The following is an 11,886-nucleotide window of genomic DNA, read 5'->3' as shown; positions in this document are numbered from 1 at the left end:
CCATCCTGCCTGGTCACGGCGGCCATCGCACTCATCACCCGCCGCGCGGCCGCCGGGCGGGGTCAGCCGTGCAGGAAGCGCAGGGCGTTGCGGGACAGCAGCTTGTCGCGCTGGTCGGCGGTGAGGAAGTCCGCCCGGTGCACCACCTGCCCGACCGGCCGCTCCCCCAGCGGGTACGGGTAGTCGCTGCCGACCAGCACCCGGTCCTCGCCCATGGTGTCGACGAGCAGCCGCAGCGCGGCCGGTTCGAAGACCACCGAGTCGACGGAGAACCGGTCGACGTAGGCGCTCGGCGGGGCGCTGGACGCGCCGCGGACCAGGTCGCCGCGGCGGTGCCAGGCGTTGTCGGCGCGGCCCAGCCAGAACGGAAAGCTGCCGCCGCCGTGCGCGAAGCAGATCCGCAGCGTGTCCGGCACCTTGTCGAAGACGCCGCCGAGGATCAGCGCCAGCACCGACAGGTGCGTCTCGGCCGGCATCCCGGTCAGCCAGCGGGCCATCCACCGGTCCAGCCGGGGCCCGCCCGGCATGTCCCAGGGGTGCACGAAGACCGGCGCCCCCAACTCGGCGCAGTGGGTCAGGAACTGCACGATGCCGACGTCGTCGAGGTCGCGGTCGCCGACGTGGTTGCCGATCTCCACCCCGGCGTGCCCGGCGCCCAGGCAGCGGTCCAGCTCGGCGCAGGCGACGTCCGGGTCCTGCAACGGCACCTGGCAGAAGGGAACGAGCCGGTCACCCCCGCCCGCGGTGACCTCCAGGGTGAGGTCGTTGAAGATCCGGGCCACCTTCACCGCCTGGGCGGCGGGGCGGTCGTAGCTGAAGAAGACCGGGGTGGGCGAGACGACCTGCACGTCGACGCCGTCGGCGGTCATGTCGGCGAGCCGGGTCTCCGGGTCCCAGCACTCCGCGCCGACCGGCCGGAACTCCGTCTCCCCCACCATGATCATGGCGGCCCGCTCGGAGTCCACCCGCAGCCAGGGCCAGCCGGACCCGCCGCAGGCCGCGGCGAGGTCCGGCCACCCCTTGGGTACGACGTGCGTGTGCACGTCGACGACGGGTCCGGGCATCAGCCCTTGCCCGGGTGCAGCGCGCCGCAGTTGGTGCAGGTCCGGGCCTTCTCGTCGGCGTAGAACGCCGCGAAGACCGGGGGCAGGTCGGCGGCAATGTCGCGCACCTGGAGCTCCACCTCGTGCACCTTGTGGCTGCACTCGGGGCAGTACCACTGGAACTTCTCCAGCGTGCCCTCCTCGCGGACCCGCTCGATCACCATGCCGATCGAGCCGGCCTCGGGGCGCTGCGGCGAGTGCGGGGTGTTGCGCGGCAGCATCCACATCTGACCCTCGCGCACGTGCACCGTGCGCGGGCCCTCGGGGAGCATCAGGTTGATGTGCATGTTGCCCTTGACCTGATAGAAGAACTCCTCGTACGGGTCGACGTGGAAGTCGGTCCGCTGGTTCGGGCCGCCCACCACCATGACGATGAAGTCGTCGCTGCCCGGCAGCATCTCCTTGTTGCCCACCGGCGGCTTGAGCAGGTGCTGGTTCTCTCCGATCCAGCCCTGGAAGCTGAACGGCTCGGCGATCTCGCTCACGATTGACCTCCCGACGGAAGTAGCGCCACGGCCTGCATCTCGATCAGCAGGTGCGGATGCGGAAGCTGGTGCACGGCCACCGTGGTCCGGGTCGGCCCGGTGGCGTCGAAGAACTCCGCCCACACCTCGTTGTAGCCACCGAAGTCGTTCATGTTGACCAGGTAGCTGGTGACCTGCACGAGGTCGCCCAGGTCCGCGCCGACCGAGCGGAGCAGGTCCCGGATGTTCCCGATCACGGCCCGGGTCTGCGCCCGGATGTCGAGGTCGGTGGTGCCGAACTCGTCGACCGAGACGCCGGCGAAGGTGTTGTCCGGCCGCCGCGACGACGTACCCGAGACGAAGACGAACCCGCCGGCGACCTTGACGTGCGGGAAGGCCCCGCGCGGCACGGCCTTCCCGGCCACCACCCGAGCCGTCATGCCGCCGCCTTCAGCGAGGCGGTGCCGAGCTTCTCCACCACGGCCCGGACGTGCGCGCCCGGGCGCAGCGGCACGGCCGCGGTGGCCGCGCCGGCCAGGAAGACCCAGCCCTCGCGGAGCCGGACACCGTGCCGGCCGGCCAGCCGGATGCCCTCGTCCAGCGCCCGGCGCGGGTCCCCGAGGATCGCGGCGGTGGAGCCGACCTGCGCCACCCGGCCGTCGATCTCCAGCAGCACGCCCAGGTTGTCCAGGCCGTCCGGCACCGGCGACCACGGCCCGACCACGAACGCCGCGGCCGAGGTGTTGTCGGCGACGACGTCCGGCAGGGAGAAGGTGAAGTTGGCGTACCGGGAGTCGATCAGCTCGATCGCCGGGGCGACCGCGCGGACCGCCTCGGTGAACGCGCCGACCGGCTCGCCCGGCTCGGGGAGGCGGTCCAGCAGGAACGCCACCTCCGGTTCGACCCGGGGGTGGATGAAGTCGGCCACGTCGACCGTGCCGCCGTCGGGCACCCGCATCGCGTCGGTGAGCCGGCCCCAGATCACCTCGTCGACGCCGACCTGCGCCATCTTCGCCTTGCTGGTCAGCCCCATCTTCAGCCCGACCAGCCGCTCGCCGCGGTCGAGGCGACGCTTCAGCAGCGCGGCCTGCACCGCGTACGCGGCGTCCACGTCGAGGCCGACCTCGGCGGCGAGCTGCGGGACCGCGGTGGCCGTGTCGGCGGCCGCGCCCAGCTTCTCGGCGATCCCCGCGACGTCCGGTCCGATCATGAGTGCTCCTTGCCCGCCAGGTCGAGTGCCACATCCACGATCATGTCCTCCTGGCCGCCGACCATCCGGCGCCGGCCCAGCTCGACCAGGATCGAGCGGACGTCCACCCCGTACTTCGCCGAGGCGCGCTCGGCGTGGCGGAGGAAGCTGGAGTAGACCCCCGCGTACCCGAGGGAGAGCGTCTCCCGGTCGACCTGGACCGGCCGGTCCTGGAGCGGGCGGACCAGGTCGTCGGCCGCGTCCATCAGCGCGAACACGTCGCAGCCGTGCTTCCAGCCGTGCAGCTCGGCGACCGCCACGAAGACCTCCAGCGGTGCGTTGCCGGCGCCCGCGCCCATGCCGGCCAGCGACGCGTCCACCCGGACGGTCCGGCCGTGCGGGGCGTCCGCGCCGGCCGGCCCGCCACCGGGGATCCGGCCGTGCTCGACCGCCAGCACGCTGTTCGCCACGCCGAGTGACAGGTTGTGGTGGGCGTGGATGCCGATCTGCGTCTCCGGTTCGAGCACCTGCCGGTACGCGTCGACCCGCTGGGCCACGTCGGACATCAGCAGCCGCCCGCCGGAGTCGGTGACGTAGACGCAGTGCGCCCCGTACGACTCCATGAGCTTGGCCTGGGCGGCCAGCCCGGCCGGGTCGTTCATGTGCGACATCATGAGGAACCCGGAGACGTCCATGCCGTTCTCCCGGGCCCAGGAGATGTGCTGGGCGGAGATGTCGGCCTCGGTGCAGTGGGTGGCGATCCGGACGCTTGTCACCCCGAGCGCCTTGGCCGCCCTGAGGTCGGCGATGGTGCCGATGCCGGGCAGCAGCAGGGTGGTGAGCCGGGCGCTGGTCAGCACCTCGGCGGCGGCGGCGATCCAGTCGGCGTCACCGGCCGCGCCGTGGCCGTAGTTGACGCTGGAGCCGGCCAGGCCGTCGCCGTGCGCCACCTCGATGGCGGCCACCCCGGCCGCGTCGAGCGCGGCGGCGATGGTCCGCACCTGGTCCACCGTGTACCGGTGGGCGATGGCGTGCATGCCGTCGCGCAGCGTCACGTCCTGGATGTAGAGGTCGGTCATCGCGCGTCCACCTTCCGGAGCGTGACCAGCCGCTCGGCGGTACGCAGCGCGGCCGAGGTCATGATGTCCAGGTTCCCGGCGTACGCGGGCAGGTAGTGCCCGGCGCCGGAGACCTCCAGGAAGACCGAGACCTGGAGCCCGGTGAAGTGCCGGCCCAGCACCGGCGCGTAGGTGTCCACCCGGTCGAACTGCACGTCCTGCTTGAGCCGGTAGCCCGGGACGTACTCCTGCACCGTCTTCACCATGTCGGCCACCGAGGCGGCGATCGCGGTCCGGTCGGCGTCGGCGTCCGGGCAGAGGCAGTAGACGGTGTCCCGCATGAGCAGCGGCGGGTCGGCCGGGTTCAGCACGATGATGGCCTTGCCGCGCTCGGCGCCGCCGACCACCTCGATGGCCCGGGCGGTGGTCTCGGTGAACTCGTCGATGTTGGCCCGGGTGCCCGGCCCGGCCGACTTCGAGGCGATCGAGGCGACGATCTCCCCGTACGCGACCGGGGTGACCCGGCCGACCGCGTGCACGATCGGCACGGTGGCCTGCCCGCCGCAGGTCACCATGTTCACGTTGGGCTGGTGCAGGTGCTCGTCGAGGTTGACCGGCGGCACCACGTACGGGCCGATGGCGGCCGGCGTCAGGTCGACCACGGTCCGGCCGTGCGCCCGCAGCACCGCGTCGTGGTGCCGGTGCGCGCCGGCCGAGGTGGCGTCGAAGACCAGCTCGACGTCGGCGAACTCCGGCATCGCCACCAGGCCGTCCACGCCCTCGGCGGTGGTCGCCACGCCCAGCCGCCGGGCCCGGGCGAGACCGTCGGACGCCGGGTCGATGCCGGCCATCGCCACCATCCGCAGCTCGGTGCTGAGCCGCAGCACCTTGATCATCAGGTCGGTGCCGATGTTGCCCGACCCGAGCACCGCCACCCCGACAGTCATCGCGTCTCCTTGGAGAAACAGGTCCGCACCGAGCCGAGCCCGGAGATCCGTGCCTCGTACGCGGCGCCCGGCGTGACGGGCACCATCGGGCCGAGCGCCCCGGAGAGCACCACGTCCCCGGCCTTCAGCGGGTCGCCGGCGCGGGCCATGGTGCCGGCCAGCCACTCCAGCGCGTGCAACGGGTTGCCGAGGCAGGCCGCCCCGGCCCCGACCGAGACCGGCTCGCCGGCGTGCTCCAGCACCATGCCGCAGAGCCGCAGGTCCACGTCCGCCAGTCGCCGGGGCGCGGTGCCGAGCACGAAGAGCCCGCTGGAGGCGTTGTCCGCCACGGTGTCCACGATGGAGATGTCCCAGCCGGCGATCCGGGAGTCGACGATCTCGATGGCCGGCAGCACGTGGTCGACGGCCCGGATCAGGTCGACGGTGGTGACCCGCTCGTCGGGCAGGTCGGCGCCGAGCACGAAGGCGATCTCCGCCTCCACCCGGGGCTGGAGCAGCCGGCTCATCGGCACCTCGACGCCGTCGCCGACCGCCATGTCGTCGAAGAGCACCCCGAAGTCGGGCTGGAAGACGCCGAAGTTCTCCTGGACGGCGCGGGACGTGAGGCCGATCTTCGCACCGACACGGCGGTGGCCCTTGCCGAGCCGCTGCCGGGTGTAGACCTGCTGCACCTGGTAGGCCGCCTCGATGTCGCCCTCGGGCAGCAGCCGGCCGCGCAGCGGCGGGCACGGCTTCTCCTCCTGCCGGGCCACCGCCAGCTCCCGGTTGGCGGCTTCGATGTCGACGGTCATGCCGGCTCCTCGCTGCGTTCGCTTGGGACGCCGGCCATTCTGCCCGGCCCGCGCACTCCGCTCGCTCATGAGAGGTCCACGCAGACGTTGGTGAGCTCGGAGTAGAAGTCGAGCGAGTGCACCCCGCCCTCCCGGCCGATGCCGGAGGCCTTCACCCCGCCGAACGGCGTCCGCAGGTCGCGCAGGAACCAGGTGTTCACCCAGACGATGCCGGCGTCCAGCCGGGACCCGGCCCGGTGCGCCCGGCCCACGTCCCGGGTCCAGACCGTCGCCGCCAGGCCGTAGTCGGTGCCGTTGGCGAGGGCGTACGCCTCGTCCTCGTCGTCGAACGGAGCGACGTGCACCACCGGGCCGAAGATCTCCTCCCGGTTGGTGCGGGCGTCCGGCCCCAGCCCGGTGAGCACGGTCGGCTGCACGTACGCGCCGCCGTCGCGGGCGTCGCCGAAGCGCGGCGTCCCGCCCCCGGCGCGCACCTCGGCGCCCTCGGTGCGGGCCAGCTCGTAGTGGCCGAGCACCTTGTCCCGGTGGGTGTGCGAGATCAGCGGCATGTTCACCGTGGCCTCGTCGGCCGGCCAGCCGTACGCCAGCTCGTCGGCGCGCTTGGCCAGCCGGGCGGTGAACTCCTCGAAGACCGGCCGCTGCACGTAGATGCGCTCCGTGCAGAGGCAGACCTGGCCGCCGTTGGTGAAGCTGGACCGGACCGAGCCGGCGACCGCCGCGTCGAGGTCGGCGTCGGCGAAGACCAGGCCGGCGTTCTTGCCGCCCAGCTCGAAGCTGACCGCCTTCACCCCGTCGGCGGCGGCGCGCATGATGGCGCTGCCGGTGGCCGACTCGCCGGTGAAGGTGATCGCGTCGACGCCCGGGTGCCGGGTGAGGTGCTCACCGGCCGAACCGGGGCCGAAGCCGTGCACGAGGTTGAACACGCCCTCGGGCACACCCGCCGCGGCCATCACCTCGGCGAGCAGGGTGGCCGACGCCGGGGTCTCCTCGCTGGGCTTGACCACCACGGCGTTGCCGCAGGCCAGGGCCGGGGCGACCTTCCAGGTGAGCAGGAGCAGCGGCAGGTTCCACGGCACGATGATCGCGACCACGCCGACCGGCTTGCGGACGGCGTAGTTCAGCGCCCGGCCGCCGGTGGGGGTGACCGTGGTGAACGACTCGGTCGGCGCGGTCGCCACGATCTCGGCGAACGCCCGGAAGTTGGCCGCCCCGCGCGGGATGTCCAGCGTGCGGGCCTGCGAGATGGCCTTGCCGGTGTCGGCGACCTCGGCGGCGACCAGGTCGTCGAAGCGGCGTTCCAGCTCGTCGGCGACCCGGCGGAGCACCTCGGCGCGCTCCCGCTCGCCCATCCGGCCCCACGGGCCCCGCAGCGCCGCGCGGGCCGCGGTCACCGCGTCGTCCACGACGGACTCGCCCGCCTCGACCACCTCGAAGACCGGCTCACCGGTGACCGGGCTGCGCTTGGTGAACCGCGGCCCGGCGTCCACGAAGGAGCCACCGACGAAGTTGCGCAGCAGGCCGGGGCCGTCCGGCGCGTGCCCGGCCATCAGCCGGGGATCCCAGAGCGTCATCCTCGCCGCCTTCCCAGTGCCATCGCCGCGCCGGCCAGCGCGGCCACCGCGCCGGCCGCCACCGCCCCCACCACTCCGTACTGCCGGCGCACGCGGCGGCGCACCTCGGCGTACGGGGTGGTGGAGAAGGAGACCAGCTCGTACTGCGAGACGTAGCGGCCGGGCAGGGCGCGCTCCAGCGCGTGCTCGATCTTCTTGCGGGTCTGGAACACCGGGGAGGCGACCTTGTCCCGCATCTCCACGAAGTTGGTCAGCGCCATCCGGGCGATCGCCTCGGCGTTGGCCTGCCGGCGGTGCTGGAACAGCGGCAGCGCGGAGGCCCACTGGTCGCCGCACTCGTCCAGGCACCGGTCCAGCTCGACCACGTCCTCGAACGCGCAGTTCGCGCCCTGGCCGTAGAACGGCACGATGGCGTGCGCCGCGTCGCCGAGCAGGCCGACCCTGCCGGCCACCTGCCACGGCGTGCAGCGGACCGTGCCGAGCACCCCGACCGGGTTGTGCTGGTAGTCGTCGACCAGGTTCGGCGCGAGCGGCACCAGGTCCGGGTAGTGGGTGGCGAAGTAGGTCTCGATGGCGGCCGGGCTGCCCAGCGAGGCGAAGCTCTGGGTGCCGTGGGTCGGCCAGAAGAGCGTGCAGGTGAAGGAGCGGTCCGGGTTGGGCAGCGCGATCATCATCGAGGTGCCCCGCGGCCAGATGTGCAGCGCGCCCGGGTCCAGGGCGAACTCGCCGCCGATCGGCGGGATGGTGAGTTCCTTGTAGCCGTAGTCGAGGAAGTCCAGGCTCTCGGCCACGGCCCCGTACGCGAGGAGTTGCCCACGCACCGCGGAGCCGGCGCCGTCGGCGCCGAGCACGACCGACGCGGTCTCGGTGACCTTGCCCTGCGGGGTCTCGAAGGTCATCTCGCCGCTGGTCGGGTCGAGCCCGACGAGCCGGTGGTCGAAGGCGATCCGCACGCCGGGCAGCGCGGCGGCGGCGTCGAGCAGGGCGTTGTTCAGGGCGCCCCGGCTGATCGAGTTGATCGCCCGGTCGCCCGAGACGCTGTACGACTGGAACTGCGGCTCGCCCTCCACCGGGTGGATCATCCGGCCGCGCATCGGCAGCGCGTCGGTCATCACCTGCTGGTCCAGCCCGATCCGGCGCAGCGCGTCCAGGCCGCGCTCGGAGAGCGCCAGGTTGATCGAGCGACCCCGCTCGACCCGGCCGGTGCGCGGGTCCGGCCGCCGCTCGTAGAGGGCGACCGGGTAGCCGCGCCGGGCCAGGAAGCAGGCCAGCAGGCAGCCGGCCAGCCCGGCGCCGACGACCGCGATCTCCTCGCGTTCGGTACTCATGAGGCGGCCTCCACCGTCGCGGCCAGCGCGTCGGCGACCCGCCAGCAGTCGTGGTACGTCGAGTAGAGCGGCACCGGGGCGAACCGGACGACGTCCGGCTCGCGGGCGTCGGCGATCACACCGTGCTCGTGCCGCAGCCGCTTCGTCAACTCGTTGGCGCTGCCGGCGCCGATCCGCACCGAGAGCTGGCAGCCCCGGCGGGCCGGGTCGCGCGGGGTGATCACGGTCAGCGGCCGGTTCGCGGTCACCGCGTCGAGCAGGGTCTCCAGGTAGCCGGTGAGCCGGAGGCTGCGCTCGCGCAGCGCGGGCATGCCGACGGAGTCGAACAGCTCCAGCGAGGTGCGCACCGGGCCCATCGCGAAGATCGGCGGATTGGAGATCTGCCACGCCTCGACGGTGGCCGGCGGGCGGGAGACCGGGGTCATCTCGAACCGGGTGGCCGCCTCGGTGCTCCACCAGCCCTCGAAGCGGGGCAGGTTCGGGTCGCCCAGGTGGCGCTCGTGCACGAAGACGCCGGCCAGGGCGCCGGGGCCGGAGTTCAGGTACTTGTAGGAGCACCAGGCGGCGAAGTCCACGTCCCAGTCGTGCAGCGCCAGCGGCACGTTGCCGGCGGCGTGCGCCAGGTCCCAACCCACCACCGCGCCGGCGGCCCGCCCCGCGGCGGTGATCGCCGGGATGTCCATCAGCTCGCCGGTCAGGTAGTTGACCCCGCCGAGCAGCAGCAGCGCCACGGTCTGGCCCTCGGCGGCCAGGAAGTCGACGACGTCCGCGGTCCGCAGGGTGTCCTCGCCCGGGCGCGGCTTCAGCCGCACGACGGCGGTGTCCGGGTCGAGGCCGTGGAAGCGGGCCTGGCTGCGCACCGCGTAGCTGTCCGAGGGGAAGGCGCTGTCCTCGATGACGATCCGGTTCCGCTCCCCCGCCGGCCGGTAGAAGCTCACCATCAGCAGGTGCAGGTTGACCGTGAGGGAGTTCATCACCACGGTCTCCGCGGGGCGGGCGCCGACCAGTCGCGCGGCCGGCGCGGTCAGGAGTTCGTGGTACGGCAGCCAGGGCCGCTCCGCCTCCAGGTGCCCCTCCACGCCCAGCCGCCGCCAGGCGTCCAGGTCGGCGAGGAGTTCCTCCCGGGTGGCCCGGGGTTGCAGGCCGAGCGAGTTGCCGGCCAGGTACGCCACCTCCGGGTATCGCCCGCCGTCGGCCGGTGGCACGAGGAACAGGTGCCGGTGGCCGGGGTCGGCGGCGTCGAGCTTCCGGGCTTCGGCTTCGGCACCGCCGAAGCCCAGCGACTCAGTTTCGGTGTTCCGCACGATTCCTCCGGTCACATCGCGGTCCGGGCCGACCACAGCTCCGGGAAGACCACCCGGGCCATGCTCCGCTGCAACCAGGCCAGCCCGGCGGAGCCGCCGCTGCCGACCTTGGCGCCCATCGAGCGCTGCACCGCCTTGATGTGGTGCCAGCGCCAGTCGCCGAACCGTTCGGCCACCTCGGTCAGCGCCTCGCCGAGCAGGCGCAGGTGGTTGTCGGGGCCGCCGTCGGCGTAGATCCGCACCCAGGCCGCCTCGACGGCGGGGTGCGACTCGTGCTCGGTCGCCACGTCCCGCTCCAGCAGGTCGGCGGGAAGCTCGAAGCCGCGCCGGGCGAGCAGCGCGACCACGTCGTCCCAGAGGCTCGGCGCGGTCAGCGCGGCGGTCAGCTCGGCGTGCACCTCGGCCTGCCGCCGGAACGGGCGGATCAGCGCCGGGTCGCGCAGGCCGAGCACGAACTCGAGCTGCCGGTACATGGCCGACTGGAAGCCGGAGCCCTCGCCGAGCCGGTCGCGGAAGCGGTTGAAGTCGGCCGGGGTCATCCAGCGCAGCCCCTGCCAGGCGGCGTTGAGCCCCTCCAGGTGCAGGGCGGCGCGGCGCAGCGGGGGCAGCGCGTCCCAGACCCGGTTGGCCCGCAGCTCGCGCTGGGCGTGCCGCAGCTCGTGGCAGGTCAGCTTGAAGTACAGCTCCATGATCTGGCTGACCATCAGGAACGACATCTCGCCCGGATCGTCGCTGAGCGGCTGCTGGAGCTGGTGCAGCGTGCTGGCGTGCACGTAGGCGTCGTAGGGCACCCGGTCGGCGAACTCCAGGGTCGGCTCGCCGCCGTTGCGCGCCGCGCGGACCGCCCGCTGCTGCGAGGTCGCCGGCCGCACCGCCGTCGTCTGTTCCACCGTCATCTCCCTCCGTACGCCGGGGTAGACGACATGATGCCGCTGGTTGATCCGCAGATGGAATGCCTGTTCAACGGCGGTACGGTGGTCTCACCTGTCGCGCCGAAGGCGTGCCCGGCGCATCACTTCACGAAGGAAAGGTCACCGCGTGGACGACATGGACTGGGCGCTGCTGCGCGAACTCCAGGCCGACGCCCGGCTCTCCTACAGCGAGCTGTCCCGGCGCGTCCACCTGTCCCCGCCCGCGGTGGCCGAGCGGGTGCGCCGGCTGGAGGAGTCCGGCGTGATCACCGGCTACCACGCGCACGTGGACCTGACCCGGGCCGGCCGTACCGTGCTCGCGCTGATCCGGATGTCCTGTTACGGGTCGCGCTGCATCCTCAACGACCCCGAGGTGGCGGACTGGCCGGAGATCATGGAGATCCACCGGATCACCGGCGACGCGTGCAGCATGCTCAAGGTGGCCGCCGGCACGATGGGCGAGTTCGAGGGGGTCATCGACCGGCTCGCCCCGTACGGGCAGCCGTCCAGCACCATGGTGCTCTCCACCCCGCTGGACTGGCACCCGGTCACCCCGCTCCCGCCCGCCGGAGCGCCCCCCGCCGGCCGGCGTCGCTGATCCGTCCCGGGTTTGCCCCCAGGTCAGGGGGAATGCAGCCCGCGCTGCCCGTCAGCAGGATTCCGGTGCGCCGCACCGGAAGGGGGGAATCATGCGAGGGCTCCTGTCACACCGCGCGCTCTGGGCCGTACTGGGCCTGCTCGGCCTGGTCGCGGCGTTCGTCCTGACCACCGCCTCCCCGGCCCGCGCCGGGGAGAACGTCTTCGTCGAGGTGACGCCCAACAGCGTCCAGGCCGGCTCCCGGGTGAGCATCCGGGCCAGCTGCGACAACAACAACACCCGGCAGGCCCAGGTCACCTCCGACGCCTTCGGGCGGGTGGTGCTCCGGCCGGACAACGGCTTCCTCACCGGGGCGGTCACCATCCCCGGCAACAAGGCGCCCGGCGACTACCCGGTGAACCTGGACTGCCCGAACGGCCAGACCGCCTCCACCATGCTCACCGTGCTGAACATGGCCCAGCCGAGCAAGGGCCCGGCGACCGGCGGCGGAGGCACCGCGGGCGGTCGCGGCGCCGGCTCGCTGCTGCTGATCGGCGGCCTGGTGGCGGTGGCGGTGGTGGCCGGGGTGGGCGCCCGCCGCAGGTCCGGCAGCCGCTTCTGACGAGGTGCGGCCATGGCCCGC

General features: G+C 73.1%; 13 protein-coding genes. 2 read left to right on the top strand and 11 right to left on the bottom strand.

Going from position 1 to position 11,886, the window contains the following annotated elements; all coding sequences use genetic code 11:
* Positions 1-62: 62 nt before the first annotated feature.
* From ACW0Q9_RS09735 to ACW0Q9_RS09685, 11 genes are all read right to left on the bottom strand, one after another.
* The gene (locus ACW0Q9_RS09735) at positions 63-1,064 is read right to left on the bottom strand and encodes an amidohydrolase family protein (protein WP_456179779.1); all 1,002 of its coding nucleotides are present in this window, start codon (positions 1,062-1,064) and stop codon (positions 63-65) included.
* A complete protein-coding gene (locus ACW0Q9_RS09730; protein ID WP_393181203.1) occupies positions 1,064-1,588 on the bottom strand; it encodes a 3-hydroxyanthranilate 3,4-dioxygenase in 525 nt (174 codons plus the stop codon). Before ACW0Q9_RS09730 ends, ACW0Q9_RS09735 begins: the two co-directional genes overlap by 1 nt.
* On the bottom strand, positions 1,585-2,007 hold the full coding sequence (locus ACW0Q9_RS09725; protein ID WP_107076371.1) for a RidA family protein: 423 nt from the start codon (positions 2,005-2,007) through the stop codon (positions 1,585-1,587). The genes ACW0Q9_RS09730 and ACW0Q9_RS09725 overlap by 4 nt, the downstream gene beginning before the upstream one ends.
* Positions 2,004-2,777: a 2-keto-4-pentenoate hydratase gene (locus ACW0Q9_RS09720; protein ID WP_456179776.1), complete on the bottom strand. Its 774-nt coding sequence runs from the start codon at positions 2,775-2,777 to the stop codon at positions 2,004-2,006. The genes ACW0Q9_RS09725 and ACW0Q9_RS09720 overlap by 4 nt, the downstream gene beginning before the upstream one ends.
* Positions 2,774-3,835 (bottom strand): 4-hydroxy-2-oxovalerate aldolase, encoded by a 1,062-nt coding sequence (gene dmpG, locus ACW0Q9_RS09715; RefSeq protein ID WP_456179774.1) that lies wholly within the window; start codon positions 3,833-3,835, stop codon positions 2,774-2,776. Before dmpG ends, ACW0Q9_RS09720 begins: the two co-directional genes overlap by 4 nt.
* Complete coding sequence (locus ACW0Q9_RS09710) at positions 3,832-4,761, bottom strand: acetaldehyde dehydrogenase (acetylating) (protein WP_456179772.1); 930 nt, start codon at positions 4,759-4,761, stop codon at positions 3,832-3,834. Before ACW0Q9_RS09710 ends, dmpG begins: the two co-directional genes overlap by 4 nt.
* A complete protein-coding gene (locus ACW0Q9_RS09705; RefSeq protein ID WP_254335445.1) occupies positions 4,758-5,552 on the bottom strand; it encodes a 2-keto-4-pentenoate hydratase in 795 nt (264 codons plus the stop codon). Before ACW0Q9_RS09705 ends, ACW0Q9_RS09710 begins: the two co-directional genes overlap by 4 nt.
* Before the next feature lie 65 nt (positions 5,553-5,617).
* Positions 5,618-7,099: a 2-hydroxymuconic semialdehyde dehydrogenase gene (locus ACW0Q9_RS09700; RefSeq protein ID WP_091269775.1), complete on the bottom strand. Its 1,482-nt coding sequence runs from the start codon at positions 7,097-7,099 to the stop codon at positions 5,618-5,620.
* A gap of 20 nt (positions 7,100-7,119) precedes the next feature.
* A complete protein-coding gene (locus tag ACW0Q9_RS09695; RefSeq protein WP_456179770.1) occupies positions 7,120-8,451 on the bottom strand; it encodes an FAD-dependent oxidoreductase in 1,332 nt (443 codons plus the stop codon).
* Complete coding sequence (kynU, locus tag ACW0Q9_RS09690; protein WP_456179768.1) at positions 8,448-9,755, bottom strand: kynureninase; 1,308 nt, start codon at positions 9,753-9,755, stop codon at positions 8,448-8,450. The genes ACW0Q9_RS09695 and kynU overlap by 4 nt, the downstream gene beginning before the upstream one ends.
* Positions 9,756-9,766: 11 nt before the next feature.
* Positions 9,767-10,651, bottom strand: a complete 885-nt coding sequence (locus tag ACW0Q9_RS09685; protein ID WP_456179766.1) for a tryptophan 2,3-dioxygenase — start codon at positions 10,649-10,651, stop codon at positions 9,767-9,769.
* Positions 10,652-10,793: 142 nt separating this feature from the next.
* Here ACW0Q9_RS09685 and ACW0Q9_RS09680 point away from each other — a divergent pair, with 142 nt between their 5' ends.
* Both ACW0Q9_RS09680 and ACW0Q9_RS09675 read left to right on the top strand, forming a co-directional pair.
* Complete coding sequence (locus ACW0Q9_RS09680) at positions 10,794-11,264, top strand: Lrp/AsnC family transcriptional regulator (RefSeq protein WP_456179764.1); 471 nt, start codon at positions 10,794-10,796, stop codon at positions 11,262-11,264.
* 91 nt (positions 11,265-11,355) lie between these two features.
* Positions 11,356-11,865: a hypothetical protein gene (locus ACW0Q9_RS09675; RefSeq protein ID WP_456179762.1), complete on the top strand. Its 510-nt coding sequence runs from the start codon at positions 11,356-11,358 to the stop codon at positions 11,863-11,865.
* The last annotated feature ends 21 nt before the right edge of the window (positions 11,866-11,886 follow it).

This window comes from Micromonospora sp. I033 (assembly GCF_053890995.1).
This window is presented reverse-complemented; position numbering and strand designations above follow the sequence as displayed.

What these genes read in the sequence shown, in the direction of transcription:
- ACW0Q9_RS09735 (WP_456179779.1), bottom strand. Translation starts at nt 1,064, where the DNA reads ATGCCCGGACCCGTCGTCGACGTGCACACGCACGTCGTACCCAAGGGG.
- ACW0Q9_RS09725 (WP_107076371.1), bottom strand. Translation starts at nt 2,007, where the DNA reads ATGACGGCTCGGGTGGTGGCCGGGAAGGCCGTGCCGCGCGGGGCCTTC.
- ACW0Q9_RS09720 (WP_456179776.1), bottom strand. Translation starts at nt 2,777, where the DNA reads ATGATCGGACCGGACGTCGCGGGGATCGCCGAGAAGCTGGGCGCGGCC.
- dmpG (WP_456179774.1), bottom strand. Translation starts at nt 3,835, where the DNA reads ATGACCGACCTCTACATCCAGGACGTGACGCTGCGCGACGGCATGCAC.
- ACW0Q9_RS09710 (WP_456179772.1), bottom strand. Translation starts at nt 4,761, where the DNA reads ATGACTGTCGGGGTGGCGGTGCTCGGGTCGGGCAACATCGGCACCGAC.
- ACW0Q9_RS09705 (WP_254335445.1), bottom strand. Translation starts at nt 5,552, where the DNA reads ATGACCGTCGACATCGAAGCCGCCAACCGGGAGCTGGCGGTGGCCCGG.
- ACW0Q9_RS09700 (WP_091269775.1), bottom strand. Translation starts at nt 7,099, where the DNA reads ATGGCCGGGCACGCGCCGGACGGCCCCGGCCTGCTGCGCAACTTCGTC.
- ACW0Q9_RS09695 (WP_456179770.1), bottom strand. Translation starts at nt 8,451, where the DNA reads ATGAGTACCGAACGCGAGGAGATCGCGGTCGTCGGCGCCGGGCTGGCC.
- ACW0Q9_RS09685 (WP_456179766.1), bottom strand. Translation starts at nt 10,651, where the DNA reads ATGACGGTGGAACAGACGACGGCGGTGCGGCCGGCGACCTCGCAGCAG.
- ACW0Q9_RS09675 (WP_456179762.1), top strand. Translation starts at nt 11,356, where the DNA reads ATGCGAGGGCTCCTGTCACACCGCGCGCTCTGGGCCGTACTGGGCCTG.